The sequence below is a fragment of the Halobellus clavatus genome (assembly GCF_900107195.1).
Taxonomy (GTDB): Archaea; Halobacteriota; Halobacteria; order Halobacteriales; family Haloferacaceae; genus Haloquadratum; species Haloquadratum clavatum.
This window is the reverse complement of record NZ_FNPB01000004.1, coordinates 118,619-133,052: the sequence shown is the minus strand read 5'-3', so window position 1 is coordinate 133,052 and position 14,434 is coordinate 118,619. Positions and strand designations below refer to the sequence as shown.

At 66.2% G+C, this 14,434-nt stretch carries 13 protein-coding genes; 8 read left to right on the top strand and 5 right to left on the bottom strand.

Translation table 11 applies throughout. From position 1 onward, the window contains the following. Nucleotides 1-72 precede the first annotated feature (72 nt). Together BLU74_RS07670 and BLU74_RS07665 are read right to left on the bottom strand one after the other, a co-directional pair. Nucleotides 73-2,661, bottom strand: a complete 2,589-nt coding sequence (locus tag BLU74_RS07670) for a GcvT family protein (protein ID WP_089766687.1) — start codon at nt 2,659-2,661, stop codon at nt 73-75. A gap of 150 nt (nt 2,662-2,811) precedes the next feature. Then, a complete protein-coding gene (locus BLU74_RS07665; RefSeq protein ID WP_089766832.1) occupies nt 2,812-3,549 on the bottom strand; it encodes a creatininase family protein in 738 nt (245 codons plus the stop codon). Between the two features lie 300 nt (nt 3,550-3,849). Between BLU74_RS07665 and BLU74_RS07660 the strand changes: the two genes are divergently transcribed. The 5 genes from BLU74_RS07660 (at nt 3,850) to BLU74_RS07640 (ending at nt 9,705) form a co-directional block, all read left to right on the top strand. Continuing rightward, complete coding sequence (locus tag BLU74_RS07660) at nt 3,850-4,821, top strand: succinylglutamate desuccinylase/aspartoacylase family protein (protein ID WP_089766686.1); 972 nt, start codon at nt 3,850-3,852, stop codon at nt 4,819-4,821. 142 nt (nt 4,822-4,963) lie between these two features. Further along, the gene (locus BLU74_RS07655) at nt 4,964-6,394 is read left to right on the top strand and encodes a DUF8073 domain-containing protein (protein WP_089766685.1); all 1,431 of its coding nucleotides are present in this window, start codon (nt 4,964-4,966) and stop codon (nt 6,392-6,394) included. A 128-nt stretch (nt 6,395-6,522) separates the two neighbouring features. Further along, entirely contained in the window at nt 6,523-7,380 is an 858-nt protein-coding gene (locus tag BLU74_RS07650) for a methylenetetrahydrofolate reductase (RefSeq protein WP_089766684.1), read from the top strand. 173 nt (nt 7,381-7,553) lie between these two features. After that, nucleotides 7,554-8,801 (top strand): serine hydroxymethyltransferase, encoded by a 1,248-nt coding sequence (gene glyA, locus BLU74_RS07645; protein ID WP_089766683.1) that lies wholly within the window; start codon nt 7,554-7,556, stop codon nt 8,799-8,801. Between the two features lie 82 nt (nt 8,802-8,883). Further along, nucleotides 8,884-9,705 (top strand): universal stress protein, encoded by an 822-nt coding sequence (locus BLU74_RS07640; RefSeq protein ID WP_089766682.1) that lies wholly within the window; start codon nt 8,884-8,886, stop codon nt 9,703-9,705. A 249-nt stretch (nt 9,706-9,954) separates the two neighbouring features. Here BLU74_RS07640 and BLU74_RS07635 read toward each other — a convergent pair whose 3' ends face one another. Beyond that, nucleotides 9,955-11,322, bottom strand: a complete 1,368-nt coding sequence (locus tag BLU74_RS07635) for an aminomethyltransferase family protein (RefSeq protein ID WP_089766831.1) — start codon at nt 11,320-11,322, stop codon at nt 9,955-9,957. Between the two features lie 138 nt (nt 11,323-11,460). Here BLU74_RS07635 and BLU74_RS07630 point away from each other — a divergent pair, with 138 nt between their 5' ends. After that, nucleotides 11,461-11,718 carry a hypothetical protein gene (locus BLU74_RS07630; RefSeq protein ID WP_089766681.1) on the top strand — a complete coding sequence of 86 codons (258 nt, stop codon included), beginning with the start codon at nt 11,461-11,463 and terminating at the stop codon, nt 11,716-11,718. A gap of 92 nt (nt 11,719-11,810) precedes the next feature. Then, entirely contained in the window at nt 11,811-12,581 is a 771-nt protein-coding gene (locus BLU74_RS07625) for an MOSC domain-containing protein (RefSeq protein ID WP_089766830.1), read from the top strand. Between the two features lie 167 nt (nt 12,582-12,748). Here BLU74_RS07625 and BLU74_RS07620 read toward each other — a convergent pair whose 3' ends face one another. Both BLU74_RS07620 and BLU74_RS19460 read right to left on the bottom strand, forming a co-directional pair. Beyond that, on the bottom strand, nt 12,749-13,402 hold the full coding sequence (locus BLU74_RS07620) for a helix-turn-helix domain-containing protein (RefSeq protein WP_089766680.1): 654 nt from the start codon (nt 13,400-13,402) through the stop codon (nt 12,749-12,751). Nucleotides 13,403-13,941: 539 nt separating this feature from the next. Continuing rightward, nucleotides 13,942-14,067 (bottom strand): hypothetical protein, encoded by a 126-nt coding sequence (locus tag BLU74_RS19460; protein ID WP_281241833.1) that lies wholly within the window; start codon nt 14,065-14,067, stop codon nt 13,942-13,944. Between the two features lie 116 nt (nt 14,068-14,183). Here BLU74_RS19460 and BLU74_RS07615 point away from each other — a divergent pair, with 116 nt between their 5' ends. Further along, the gene (locus tag BLU74_RS07615; protein WP_089766679.1) at nt 14,184-14,369 is read left to right on the top strand and encodes a hypothetical protein; all 186 of its coding nucleotides are present in this window, start codon (nt 14,184-14,186) and stop codon (nt 14,367-14,369) included. Nucleotides 14,370-14,434 lie beyond the last annotated feature (65 nt).

Below are 14,434 nucleotides of genomic sequence, written 5' to 3'. Positions count from 1 at the left end.
GTGCGCGAACCACAGTCTGACAGTCCGGCGATATGACGGGGCCGCCGCGGTCGGGGAGCGCGCGCCCGGCCGTTACGCGAGCGGTTCCTCGCGCACTGTCGCGTCGTACCGGTCGCCCTCGTAGAGGATCTCGACTTCGGTCCCCGGCTCGGCGTAGGCGGGCGGGAGGTAGGTGTAGGCGACGCAGGCACCGACCGAGTAGCCGTACTCCGCGCTGTGGACGTATCCGAGTGCCTCATCGCCGTCCGGCGCGAACACCGGACGGTGCGGCAGGATCGTCTCGCTCTCGTCGTCGAGCGTCAGGCAGGCCACCTGCTGGCTCGGCGCACCGCCGTCGGCGACTGCGGCCACCGAGTCCGACAGGGCGTCCTTGCCGATGAAGTCGGTGTCGAGGTCGACGGCCCAGCCGAGGCCCGCCTCGTAGGGGTCGTGCTCGGTGTGGAGGTCTTGCCCCCACAGGCGGAAGCCCTTCTCGATGCGGAGCGCGTTGAGCGCGCCGTTCCCGTACGGGCGCAGCCCGTACGCTTCGCCGGCGTCGAGGAGGTACTCCCAGAGCCGCTCGCCGTACTCCGAGGGCGTGTACAGTTCCCAGCCGAGTTCGCCGGCGTAGGACACGCGAAGCGCCCGGACGGGGACGTTCTTCACGAAGAATTCCTGGCTGCTGAAGAACGGGAAGGCCTCGTCGGAGAGGTCGACGTCGGTGACCTCCGAGAGCACCTTCCGAGCGTTCGGGCCCGTACACACCATCGCGGCGAGACTGGAGGTCACGTCGTTGACGACGACGTCGTCGGGCGAGTGCGCTCGGACCCAGGCGACGTGGTTGTTTCCGACCTCCCGACCCGTCGTCAAGAGGAGGTAGCGGTCCTCGTCGGTCCGGGTGACCGTGATGTCGGCGCGGACGCCGCCGGCCTCGTTGCACATCAGCGTGTACTTCACGTCGCCGACCGCGAGGTCCATATCGTTCGTACAGAGCCGCTGGACGAACGCGCCGGCGTCGCTCCCGACGACCTCGATCTTGTTGAACGAGGTCATGTCGTGGAGGCCGACGTTCTCGCGGACGTTCAGCGCCTCCGCGCCCTCGATCGGTGACCAGTACGTGCCCGTCCACTCGTCGCGGTCGGGGATCTGATCCTCGTACGTCTCGACGAGGTCTGCGTTGGACTCGAACCACTGCGGTTCTTCCCAACCCGCTTCGGCCCACAGTTCGGCATCGAGTTCCTTGTGGGAGTGATACATCGGCGTCCGGCGGACGTCCCGCTGGTTCTCCGTCCAGACCCACTTGGGGTGCATCACGTTGTAGACGATGCGGTACTCCTCCGCGCCGATGTCGCGGGTGAAGTCCCAACTGCCCTCGTGGTCGTCGAAGCGGTTGACGTCGCAGTGCGCCAGGTCCATCGGTTCGCCGTCGAGTTTGGGGACGCCGGTCTCCATCCACTGGGCGAGTGCTCGCGCGGCCCCGCCGGCGTGCGTGACCCAGATCGCCGTCGCGGTCCAGAGGCCGTCGTACTGCTCGACGGGACCGAGGATCGGCAGCCCGTTCGGCGACTCCGAGAACATCCCGTTGTACTTGAAGTCCAGATTCGCGCCGTCGGTGGCGGGCAGGAGTTCGTCGCTGGCCTGCCGCGGCGCCTTGTCCGGCCGGTCCGGGTGCGTCGCGGTGTTCATGTGCTGCTCGGTGAACTCGTGAACGGATCCCTGCTCGCCATCGGGGTCGTTGCCGCCGAGGTCCTGCGGGTCGGGGACGATCGGTTCGTGGTTGTACGAACCGATACCGTAGGCGTCGCCGTGGGTCCGGAAGTACATCGCGTTGTCCTGGTCCCGGAGGATCGGCCGATCGGGGCCGACCAGCAGCCGTTTTGCCTTCTCGCCGGAGACGTTTTCGTAGTTCTCGAAGAGGGGGTGGTCGGTGATGTCGACCGCGCTCTCTTCGAGTTCCGGGAGCGACTCGGTCATCGTGTACTGGTGTTCGACCGGGGCAACCGGGAGGTGGACACCGAGTTTCTCGCCCAACTGCCGTGCCCAGATGTTGGTCGCGATCACGACGTCGTCGCACTCGATCGCTCCGCGCTCTGTGATCACGCTCTGAACCTCGCCATCGGCGGTCTCGACGTCTTCAGTGCGCGTGTGCGGCACGAATGTCGCGCCGCGGTCGATGGCCTCCCGGGCGAGAGCGTCGCAGGCGACGACGCCGGAGACCTGGCCGTCGGTCGGCGAGTAGTAGCCGCCGAGGATCTGTTCGTCGTCTACCAGCGGCAGGTGCTCGGTGACCTCCTCGGGCGAGAGCAGCTGAGGATCGTCGATGCCCCACGCTTTCGCGTGTTCCACGCGCCGCTGGAGGAAGTCCATTCGCTCTTCGGTCCGGGCGACTTCGATGCCGCCGACCTCGTTGTAGGCCTGCTGACCGTCGGCACCCTCAAGGTCCGAGTAGAGTCGGCGGCTGTAGTCGGCGAACTGCGAGAGTTCCTTCGGTTCTGCAGTCTGGAACATAATCCCGGGGGCGTGCGTCGAGGAACCGCCCGTCGTGGGCATCGGTCCCTGGTCCACGACGACGACGTCCTCGCGCCCCAGTTGGGTCAACTGATACGCGAGATTACAGCCGACGATGCCAGCGCCGACGATGACGGTTCCAGCCTGCTCCGGGACGTGCTCGGTGGGATCCATAGATCGTACCCGCCCTTGGTGTGGACGGCAAAATACGTGTCGCGACCTGCCGTTAGAGAGCCGAACGGGAGAGCGGGGAGGCGGGTGCGGCCTCGAATGATCACGCGACGGACAGTCTGTGGATTGCGTCCGCCGGCTCATTCCATCGGCTCACTCCGTCGTGCGAGGTTCCGGGTCACGGTCGCGGATCGCATCGAGAAGGTCACACAGCGCGGTCGCCGAACGGTCCAGCAGTTCCTCGCCCAGCGCCGCACTGGACTCGGTGGGGTCGCCGACGACGCCGTTGTCGGTGAACTCGTGGGAGTCGACCGCGAGGTTGACTCGCCCCTGCCAGTCGCCCCAGCCGTCGCTGCCGTTCGCGGCGGCCGCTTCGAGGCGATCCTCGTGGACCGTCTCTGGGTCGGCGTGACGGAGCATCGACGTCTCCAGCGGGCCCGCGTGGCCCATCTCGGCGCTGTGGTCGCCGACTTCGTCGAACCACGTGAACGGGACGGCGAAGGCGTCGTCGTGGCGGACGATCCGCGCCGTCACCTCTCTGAGCGCGGCGATGTTCCCACCGTGGCCGTTGACGACGGCCACACGGTCCCAGCCGTGGGAGGCGAGGCTGTCGACCACGTCGCGGACGTACGAACGGAACGTGTCCTCGCTCGTCCAGAGCGTTCCCGCGAACTGGCGGTGTTCCTCCGCGATCCCGACCGGAATCGCCGGCGCGACGACGACCGGATCCGCGTACCGCTCGGCGGCCGCGTCGGCCACGGCCTCGGCGTCGAGGGTGTCGGTCCCCAGCGGCGCGTGCGGGCCGTGCTGTTCGGTGCTGCCGACCGGCAGGAGTGCGAGATTCGTCTCCGCAGCCTCGGCGTCGGTCCAGGTGGTCTCTTCGAGGTGCATACCCGATCCGTGGCTCAGGGGACCGATAAACGTACGGACCGACTGCAGCGAGGGTTTATCTCCGAAGGCGGGGCCAGGGTCGCCGTGCGGTGAGAGCCATCCCGCGTCGGGCCGCGATTGCTCGGCACGCCGATGCGGGTAGTCGGCGGCGACGCCGACAGCCGGTGCCGACTGTTCGCCCCATCGATGACTCTGCCGGGTCGACGCGTCGCTGCCCTCGGTGCCGGCGGGTCGGGAGCCAGCGGTCCCGACGACGACCCGATGCCCGGGATTTTTGCCTCGCCGACACCGCTCCTGCATATGGAGTACGCCCCCGCGAGTCACACGACGGTCAGCCGACGCCTCGGGCGCTTCCCCTCCGGTCGCGACGTCTCCGTGACCGTCCACCGCTACGAGGGCGGCGTCGGGCCGACGGTCTTCGTCCAAGCGGCCCAGCACGGGATCGAACTCAACGGTCCGGCGGCGCTGCGACGCCTCCACCGCCGGCTCGTCGACGCCGACATCGCCGGAACCGTCGTCGTCGTGCCGGTCGTGAACCCGATCGCCTTCGATCACCGTTCGTATCTGACGCCGGAGGCCTACGACGCCTTCAACGCGAACTTCAACCGCATCTGGCCGGGTGACGCCGACGGCAGCCTCCAGGAACGGCTGGTCGCGAACGTCTGGCCGCTCGTCGAGCGGGCCGACGCCGCGGTCGACCTGCACACGGGAATGCCCGAGATGCTGGAACACGTCCGCTTCAGGGAGTCGGATCCAGAGGCCCGCGCGCTCGCCGCGGCATTCGGGACTGCCGACGTGCTCGTCAACGAGGACCCGATCGATCCCGAGAGCGACGGCGACGCCGACGAGTTTGCCGGGAAGTTTCGGGAAGCCGCAGCGCGGGCGGGCGTTCCAGCGATCACTGCCGAGTTGTCGAACAGCCGGACGGTGAGCCGCGAGGCGGCCCAGTCTGGTGCCGACGGCGTGTGGAACGTGCTTCGGGAGTGCGACGTCCTCGGAGATCCACCCGAGTCGACCCCCGAGCAGCGCCTGCTCCGCGACGACGTCCCGCGCGTCGTCGCCCAGACCTCCGGGCTCTTCGAACTCCGTGACGACCTCGTGATCGGCGCGGAGGTCACGGACGGTGAGGATATCGGTGCGGTGTACGACCCCTCCTCGTTCGAGCAACTCGAGACGATCGAAGCGACCGGCGACGGGGTCATCTTCTCCGTGGCTCGCGGTCGCGTCGTGGTCACCGGCGAGCGTCTCGCGAGCATCGCCAGCGTCGCGTAGCGGGGTCGCGAACGGCCTGCGAGCGTGGCTCGTTTCCGCGCAGAAACACCTGGACTGCGCCGCGGACCGGCCGGCTATTTGAATCCCCTCATCATTCCACACTGATCGTTAACCAGTCACAGTGTGTCGTGCTATGACAAATATGGCGAAGCAGCCGTACTCCTCGTTCGACGCGCTCGCGTCCGTCATCGAACAACTCGGTGCCGACGGTCGGTCGGTCGATCGGGTCGAGGCGGCCGCAGATGGGGAGGACGGCGAGCTCCGTGCGACAGTCGAGGTCGACGTGCCGCTGGAGGAAGGCGATGACGGGGTCAGGATCGAACCGTCGGACACCGCAGCCGACGGACTCCGGTTCGAGCTGTCTCTCCCCGGACTTCGACGGAATCCCGAGATCGGCGACACCGACGCGGACGTCACCGTCCGCTCTCGCGAGGCGACCGTCGCAGGAGCGGCGGTGCGGACGACCCTCGAGGTCGTGATCGTCGCCCCCGAGGGCAGTCGTTCGGACGAAGCCCGAAGCCCCGCCGACTCCGGCGCACTGTCGACCACGCCGGCGTCGACCCCGCAGGAGTCCACACCAGCGGCGTCCCCGGACTCGGAGCCGGCCGTCGAGCGAACGGCCTCAGTCGATGACGACGCCCGACCGGAGGAGAACGAGGCGGCAGCGACCACAGACGAGTCGCAGCGGAGCCCCCTCAGCGGACGGGAGGAGTCGGGGACGGAGCCGGACCGGGTGCTCGGAGCGCCGGACGCGTCGGACGTCGGGGGAGAGGCCCCCACAGCGGTTCGCGACGAGTCGGTTCCGCCCTACGAGGACACGCCGTATTTGCGGCGGCTGTACGAGGTCTGTGACACGTTCGACGAGATGAGCGAACGGATCGAGATGGACGTCTCTGCGGAGACGGTGCGACGGTATATGATCGACGCGGACGTCCACTCGCCCAGGTCGTACACGCTCGGCGACGCCGAGGTGTCCACAACCGACGACGACGAGACCCAGAGTGAAGCGGCGACACGGAGTGAGGCGGCGACACAGAACGGAGCGGCGACACACGCTGTCGAGCACGCCGCCGACTCGGGATCGACGACAGACGACGGGAGAACCCCCGATGTGGCGGACGCGACGGGACAGCGGGACGCGAGCGACGCGACACCGGAAGCGGCCCCAAGCAAGGCGTCAGAGGGGGAGCAACGGGCGGACGAGACGGCTCCCCCGGCGCCCGACGGCTCGTCGGAACGACGGGGGGACGGCGACGGCTCCCAGGCGACGGCGGAGGACGCCGAGGAACTGCTGGCACCGGACTCGCTCCCGGACGAACAGTTGATCGCCGACGGGATCGGACTGCCGGAGACGCTGACCCTGCCCGACGTCGTCGACGCTGTCATCGACGCCCGGACCGTCCACGAGGTCGGACGAGAACTCGGGCTGGAGCACGATCGGACCCGCCGGCTCCTCCGGCAACTCAACGTCCTCGATCTCGTCCTGTGCCGCGTCTCGAACGCCTCGGGTGGACGCTGTAGCGTCGAGACCGTCGCCGGGCGGATCAGGCAGTGTACGATCGAGAGCGCGTAACACTCGGGATCACGTCGACCGGGTGCGACTGATCAGCGGATGCTGCATCGATCGGACGCCGCTTCGCGCCGTCGGACCCGGGGTCGCTGCCCATAGACAAAAGTGGGTTCGGCCCCTCCAGTATTTGTATGGCACTGGGTACCCAACGAGACGCCGAGGCCGGCGTGGAGTTCCTGCTGCGCGAGGCGCGGTTCGAGTTGATGCCGTTCGACAGCTTCGACGACGAGATCCAAGAGCTGCCCGAGGGATCGAGCATCGCGATCACCACCTCACCGAAACTCGGCATCGAAAAGACAGTCGAGCGATCCGAAGACGCCGCCGCGGCGGGCTACGAGGTCGTTCCGCACATCGCGGCCCGCTACATCGACGGGCCCGAGCAACTCGAAGAGGTCTGTCGACGCCTCACCGAAGCCGGTATCACCGACATCTTCGTCCCGGGCGGCGACAAGGAGGAGCCGGTCGGCGAGTTCGAGTCCGCCTACGACCTCCTGGTCGCCCTCGACGACCTCGAGTACGAGTTCGAGGAAGTCGGCATCACGGGCTATCCGGAGGGCCACGACTTCATCGGCGAGGAGGAACTCGCGGAGTCGATGGAGAAGAAGGCGCCGTACGCGACGTACATCGTCACGCAACTGTGCTACGATCCCGATGCGATCCTGGAGTGGATCGAGGACATTCGTGCCCGCGGCGTCGACCTCCCGGTGGAGGTCGGCATCCCGGGCGTGATGAACTACCAGCGTCTCTTGAGCATCTCACAGAAGGTCGGCGTCGGCGATTCGGTGAAGTTCCTGCGGAAGACGACCGGGATCTTCGGGTTCGTCAAGCAACTGGTCGGATCGCGCGGACGCTACAAGCCCGACGACCTGATCGAGGGGCTGGCACCGTACGTGAACGACGACGAGTACAAGATCCGCGGCGTCCACATCTACACGTTCAATCAGACGCCGGACCTCGAGAACTGGCGACAGAGTCGGCTCCAGAACTAATCGACGATCGACCGGACGGCGCGGACGCAGCACCGACCCGGCGCGTCCGAGCGGCGGACCACTCACACGAATGAATATGCACCCCACCGACAGGCCGAGTCACTCAGCCTCTCGAAAGTCAGGAATGTTGTGTCGAACAGAGAGTTATGCGGATCCGGTTCTGAGGAACAGATATGACGTATGAAACTGTCGCGTCGGTCGATCAGGCCGTCGCCGAGGCGCTCGAAGGCGAGCGCCGGAGACAGAACGAGACGCTGTCGATGATCGCGAGCGAGAACCACGTCTCGGAGGCCGTGATGGAAGCGCAGAGTTCGGAGCTGACCAACAACTACGCGGAGGGCTATCCGGGCGAGCGCTACTACGCGGGCTGTGAGTACGCCGACGAGGTCGAGCAGCTAGCGATCGACCGGGCGAAAGAACTGTGGGGAGCCGACCACGTCAACGTCCAGCCCCACTCGGGGTCACAGGCGAATATGGCGGTCTATCTGGCGATGCTCGACCCGGGCGATAAGATCCTCTCGCTGGATCTGACCCACGGCGGGCACCTCTCACACGGGCACCCCGCGAACTTCGCCGGCAAGACCTACGAGGTCGAACAGTACAAAGTCGACGAGGAGACGGGGTACATCGACTACGAGGGACTGGCCGCGAAGGCAGAGTCGTTCGACCCCGACATCATCGTCTCGGGCTACTCCGCGTACCCCCGGGAGGTCGAGTGGGAGCGGATTCAGAAGGCCGCCGACTCGGCCGATGCCTACCACCTCGCGGACATCGCCCACATCACCGGGCTCGTCGCCGCCGACGTCCACGCGTCGCCCGTCGGCGTCGCCGACTTCGTCACGGGCTCGACGCACAAGACCATCCGCGCGGGGCGCGGCGGGATCGTGATGTGCGACGACGAGTACGCCGACGCCATCGACAATGCGGTCTTCCCCGGCGCACAGGGCGGCCCCGCGATGCACAACATCGCCGGCAAAGCCGTCGGATTCGGCGAGGCGCTCTCCGAGGACTTCCAGGCGTACGCCGAACAGACGATCGCGAACGCCCAGGCGCTCGCAGACCGCCTGCAGGAACACGGCTTCACGCTGGTCTCTGGCGGCACCGACAACCACCTGCTGCTCGTGGACCTCCGACCGTCGCATCCGGACACGACGGGCAAGACCGTCGAGTCGGCGCTCGAATCCGTCGGCGTCGTGCTCAACGCCAACACGGTCCCCGGCGAGACGCGGTCGGCGTTCGACCCCAGCGGCATCCGAATCGGCACGCCGGGCGTGACCACGCGCGGCTTCACCGAGTCGACGTGCCGTGAGGTCGCAGACCTCATCGCCCGCATCGTGGACGATCCCGAAGACGAGGAGACCCTCTCGGCGGTCGCGACGCGGGTCGACGAACTGACCGACGAGTACACCCTCTACGAGTAACGGCCCCGAGCGCCCGCGATTACGGGGAACTGGGATTCAACGGCCGTTTTAACACCTCTGATGTCATCGTTTTAACTGGACTATGTACCGAGTACTCATTCCAGTCGACGGCAACGAAGAGCGGGCGCTCGCGCAAGCAGATCACGCGGTCGCGCTCACAGAATCGGCTGCGGAAGCCGAAGTGACGGTGCTGTACGTCGTCCCGCCCGACTCGCTGCAGACCGACGAGGGCGTCGACTTCTCGGATATGGACTCCGCTGTCGCGGCCGCGGAGTACTTAGAGACGAACGGTGTCTCCGTTGAGCGGCGAGTCGAGGGCGGTGAGACGATCGCGAGAGAGATCATCGACGTCGCCGACGACATCGCTGCCGACGAACTGGTGATGGGCGGTCGCAAGCGCTCGGGCGTCGCCCGGTTGCTCATCGGGAGCGTCGTCAACGACGTGTTCGTCTCGACCGATCGGCCGGTGACGATGACCGGGACGGAGATGTCGATCCACCGTGGGACGCGGCGGTTGTTGCTCCCGGTCGACTCGAACGCCGACCGGGTACACCACCAGGTCGAGTACGTCACGAGTCTCCCGGCCGCGCCGGACGACGTCGAGGCGACCGTGCTCTACGTGTTCCCCGAGCAGGACTACAAGGGCGCGCCAGCACACGAGTTCGATGACGTCGACGCCGCCGTCGAGGCGGCGGACGCGCTCGAAGACCACGGCATCGACACCGAACGCGTCGCCGTCGGTGGCGGCGTCACGGAGACGATCGTCGAGGAGGCGGAAACCCGGGATGCGACCGGGATCGTGATGGGCGGGCGGAAGCGCTCGGGCGTCCAGAAGGTCCTGCTCGGAAGCATCGTGCAGGACGTGATGCTCTCGGCGGACCGGCCGGTCACGCTCACCGGGTAGCTCACGTCCCGAGCCCCGGCCCTTCTCGGTAGTGAGCACCCGACTCACCGTGCGACGCGAATACGCGCCCAGAGCGTGGGTCGCGGTGGTCGAGAGCCACGGTGGTCGAGAGCCACGGTGGTCGGGAGTCGCGGCGGCAGCGCTCGCCGTGTGAGGATCGCGACAGAAGCGAAGAGGAGAGCGGAAAACACGGAGTCGACCGGCCCAGCCGAGCGAATCAGGCCCGCCGGAACCGGGGGGCTCCGGACGTTATTCGGACTGAGCGTCTTCGCGCGCGTTCAGTTTCGCCTGCTCGCGGGCGCTCGGGTTCACGGACTCCTTGAACGGGACTTCCGCGACCGTTGCGAACACCGGCTCGCCTTCTTCTTCGGCGTACTCGTCGGGGAGGTGCACCTGGAACTCGAGGTCGAGGTCGTCCTCGTAGATCTCGTCGTCGAGGGTCGCCTGCGCGGCGTCCTCAAGCTTGTCGGCGGGGACGAACCCGAGACCGATGTTGGTCTCGAGATCGGGGTTCCACCACGGTGAGGTCATGTAGCCGCACTCTTCGCCCGTCTCCGGATCGGAGATGAGCCAGAAGTCAGGCGCGTAGTCGCGGATCGGCTCGCCGGCCATCTTCAGGCCGACCATCTTGAGGTTGAACGGGTACTCGCCGTTCTCGATGAGTTCCTGCTGCCGCTCGAGTTCTTCCTTGCCGATGTAGTCGCCCTCCTTGTCGTCGGGGACCTGGTAGCCGAGGTTGACCTGGAACGGCGAGGTCTCGTGGTCCATGTCCTGGCCCCACGAGAGGATCCCTGCGGCGATACGGCGGTGGTGTCCCGGCGCGATCTGACGGCCGCCGTGGTCTTTGACGGTCTCCATCACGGGGTCCCACACGCGCTCGGCGTTCTTGGTCGCGTCCCGCACGTAGATCTCGAAGCCCTTCTCGCCGGAGAACCCGGTCTGGCTCACGAGCACGGACGCGCCGTTGATTTCGGCCTCCATCAGGCCGTAGTACGGAATCTCGCTGACTTCTTCGCCCACGACTTCGACCATCACGTCCTCGGAGAGCGGGCCCTGGATCTGCATCGGAGCGACGTCGATCTCGTCGACCTCGACGTCGAAGTCCATCCCCACGTTCACGCCCTGGATCCACTGCATCAGCGTCGAGTCCGAGATCGAGAACCAGAACTCGTCCTCGGCAACTCGCAGGAGGATCGGGTCGTTGAGAATGCCGCCGTCCTCGTTGCAGAGGATGACGTACTTGCCGTGCATCGGCTCGATCTCGGTGGCGTCACGCGTGATGACGTAGTCCGTGAGCGCCTCCGCATCGGGACCTTTCACGCGGATCTGTCGCTCGACGGAAACGTCCCACAGCGTCACCTTCTCGGTCAGCGCTTCGTACTCGGCCATTGCGCCGCCGTCTTCGGGCTCGACGAGGCCGCGCGGGTGATAGATCCGGTTGTACACCGTCGCGCGCCAGGCGCCTTCCTCGTTGAACGACTTGTCGAAGAACGGCGACTTGCGGACGCGGGTCGAGACCAGCATCCGGATTCCGGGGTCGCCAGTCTGTCGCAGGTTACGCGGGAGGGTGCGGTCGGATTGATCGATACTCGGGTGGTTCGGGTGGTCCCCTGACATCTCCTGAATCCACACAACAGATCTCAATAAAAGATGACCCTGATAGTACCGTACTTTTATCCCGGCCGGCGAAATCTGGGCGTGATATTCCACTCCATACCGCGCATTGCTTATGATCGTGGGCTCCTAATCCCGGGTATGAATTCGTCTCGTCCCGCTCCGGGCCCGGACGCGGCGCGCGCATTCCGGCTCGGGATGTTCGCCGGCGCGTTGATCGGCCTCACAGGTATCGGCTTGCTGTACTGGAGTGGGGCGCTGACGCTGCTGCTCTTTGCGTACACGATCGTGCTGCTGTTTCCCGTCTATCTCGTGTTCGTCGCCGTCGGTCTCAGCCTCTGGCTCGGCTACAACAAGGACGCGACCGCGCTCCGACCGGTCTACCGCACCGAGCGCTGAGCCCGACTCTGCCACTGGCCGAACGCGTCGCCGTCGTCCGTGCCGAGGCGACCACAAACGCTACCACGCTCGTGACCGACGTCTCAGAGACGATGACACGACTGGCACGGCTCCGCGTCTATCCGGTGAAGGGACTCGACGGCGTCGACGTCGACGCGGCCGCGGTACGCGACGGCGGGACGCTCGCCCACGACCGCGAATATGCGCTCTTCGACACTCAGGGCGAGGTCCTGAACGGGAAGCGCACGGATCGCGTTCACGACCTCCGTACCGACTTCGACCCGGAGACGGGCGCGTTCGCCGTCGAGACGCCCGCCGGCGAGACCGAGCGGTTCGTCCTCCCCGACGATCGCAACCGGGCCGAGGCGTGGTTCAGCGAGTTCTTCGAGGTGGACCTCACGCTCGAACGCGACGGCAGTCGGGGGTTCGTCGACCGCCGGGAGATGGGGCTCTCGGTCCTGAGTACCGGCACCGTCGAGGAGATCGCGTCGTGGTTCGCCGAGGTGACGCCCGAGAGCGTTCGCCGACGGCTGCGAGCGAACGTCGAGGTGGCGGGAGTGCCGGCGTTCTGGGAGGACCGCTTCGTGAGCGATGCGGCACCGCGGTTCGAGATCGGGGGCGTCGAATTCGAGGGTCTCGGCCCCTGCGGTCGCTGCATCGTCCCGGCACGCGACCCAGAGACGGGAACGGAGACCGCAGGATTCCGTGAGCGCTTCGTCGACAAGCGCGTGGAGACGTTACCGGCGTGGGCCGACGCCGCGGCCTTCGATCACTACTACACGGCGATGATCCTCGCACGCGTCGTCGAGGCTGACCGGGGGAAGCGCCTCCGTACCGGCGATCAGGTGACGGTCGAAGAGTGACGTCGGAGAGTGGCGGCCGGACAAAGACAGGCCGAAAGCGGCGGGCGGACGATGACAGTCCCGGAGCGACGACCAGAGAGCGACGACCGGAGCGTGCCGGCGGTGCCGCCGACGGATCGGCGTCGCGGAACGTTTCACACGCCTCGATCGGCCGCCGCTCCGCCCGCTCAGTCGTCTCGCTCGGCGATCGTCGCGCCGATGAGGTTCCGCATCCCGCGGCGGAGCCGTCCGCTCATCGCCGTCGAGGAGAGGTCCATCTTCTCGGCCACCTCGCTCAGCGAGATGTCCCGCGGTTCGCTGAAGTAGCCCTCCGAGAACGCGAGCTGGAGCGCCTCGCGCTGCTCGTCGGTGAGGCCGTACGAGGAGTCGCCGCTGGCGTCCTCGTTACTGTAAATCTCGACGATGTCGAGAGCGATGTCGTTCGCGATCGCGTACTCCCAGATCGAGTTGAGGGCGGCTCGATCCGGCAGCAGCAGGTGGACCATCCACCCGCCGTTCTTGGTTTCGGTGTGGACCAAGAACCCGTTCTCGTCGGTCACGATGCTGCTGATCAACCGCGTCTGCGGCGTGTGCTCGATGTAGTAGATCGCCGTCTCTTCGGTCCGGTCGATCAACTCGAACGCCTCGACCGTGACGTCGTCCGCCAGCGCCGCTTCGAGTTCCTCGGGGTCGTCGTATTCGATGAGGAACGGAAAGTACGTCGACCCCGGATCGGTCGTCCCTTGTGTGATCACACGGATCTTCACGTCCCCGAGGCGTCGTAAGGTCGGGACTAGCGCGAGGTGCTCGTGCTCGATGTGTACCTTTGCTGTGATCGACATATGCTGAATTCTCTCTGTGTGGTGCCTGTTGTCCGGGTTCTCGACGCTCCACCGGACGGCCGTGAGGAGACGAGCCAGGTGGTCCCGTCGGATCTTGCGCGTTACTCCAACGTGCGTCTACCTTTAGCTGTCGGTCGAAGCCGCCGTATCGAGGGCGCAACTCAGGTCAACGCGATCGGGGGAGCGGATTCGGTCGGCGGCGAAGGTCGCGCGCTCGGCTTGCCCCACCCCCAGAGCGTCTCGACGACAGTCGCCCCGAACGCAACGGTGCCTGCACGAAAGGCCGACTGGCCAGCACTGCCAGGCAGTCGTCCGATCGGGACGGATCAGCATCGCTGGTGAGGTTCCCGACGAGGCGAACCGCGGGCGAGCCGAACGGAGCGAGCGTGAGATTTTCGCCGTCAGTCGCGGCAGTATATTCAGTATCTAACAATATATTGGAACGGAGAAGTGGCTATTCGTAAAATAATATGGTATCATTACCCCCTGTATAGTACTACTACTTGACACAAAAATGGTCGCCGCACCCCCTGTCGGGTTCAGCCGACGACCGGTGCAGGGTCGTCGCCGCCGCTCCCGAGGATATCTTCGACGATGTCGTCGATGTCCGGAGTGCGGCGATCACGCCGAGGTTCGTCTGTCGGGTAGTGCGGTACCAGGGGCATCGTTTCACCCCACCGTAATTACGTGCTCAAGACAAAAAGACGTCTGGAAGCCCGATATAATCAATTTTGATACTCACACCGGTATCTTTTGAAACCGGGTGTACCTACGGCCTCGTATGAACGATAACGACGGGCGAGGGTACCTGCGCGATGTCGGTCAGATTCTGGTGTTATTTGTTGTCTACCTCGTCGCGCTAACGGTCGGGTCCAGTTACGTGTGGACGAGAAAGACGCTGAGTCGACTCCGGGCGGGCACTGAAACCGCGGTTGGAAGGCTCCCGCCAAAGAGGCAGAAATCATAACTGACCCGATTCCGAGCGCTCGGAGAGTCCCGGATAGGGTGGTCGTCCTCAGTCGGATGGACGGC